Genomic DNA, 592 nt, shown 5'->3' on the forward strand with positions numbered 1-592 from the left:
CCCGTTTGTTGTAGCGCTTGGTCATTCGAGAAAACCGTAGCCGATCACTGATCAGCGAATACATGGGTGATGGCGACGGCTTAGGAGATTTTCCCTTACCAAGGCGGCGCAACTGTCTGCGCACCATCGCCATGGTCGCAAGTGACGCAATGGCTTTATCGCTAAACTGCGGCTCTGGAATGCTGACCGTTGCATGCGGCTGGGTTTGCCAAAGCGAAGGTAAGTTGGGGTTCAAAGCCAACGCCGTTGCCATACCGACAATATCGACACCTGCTGCAAGCACACTTTCGGCGACTTCTTTGCGACGAATGCCACCGGTCGTCATCAAGGGCATTGTCGCGACCTTGCCAAGCTCACGTGCGAATTCCAGAAAATACGCTTCTCTGGCCAAGGTTCTCCCGTCTGCCGTCCGCCCTTGCATCGCAGGACTCTCATAACTCCCGCCAGAAAGCTCTACCAGATCTACAGCTTCGTTATTCAGCTGTTCAATAACATACCGCGCATCATCCTCGCTAAAGCCTCCTCGCTGAAAATCAGCCGAGTTCAGCTTTACAGAGACAGCAAACGTATCGCTCACCGCTGAGCGAACGGC

The 592-nt window shown here is 54.1% G+C and carries 1 pseudogene; it reads right to left on the reverse strand.

Going from position 1 to position 592, the window contains the following annotated elements:
- Positions 1-577 (reverse strand): annotated as a pseudogene (locus tag A3750_RS21675) (NADH oxidase); the annotation flags it as partial.
- Between the last annotated feature and the right edge of the window lie 15 nt (positions 578-592).

Source organism: Oleiphilus sp. HI0079 (genome assembly GCF_001635105.1).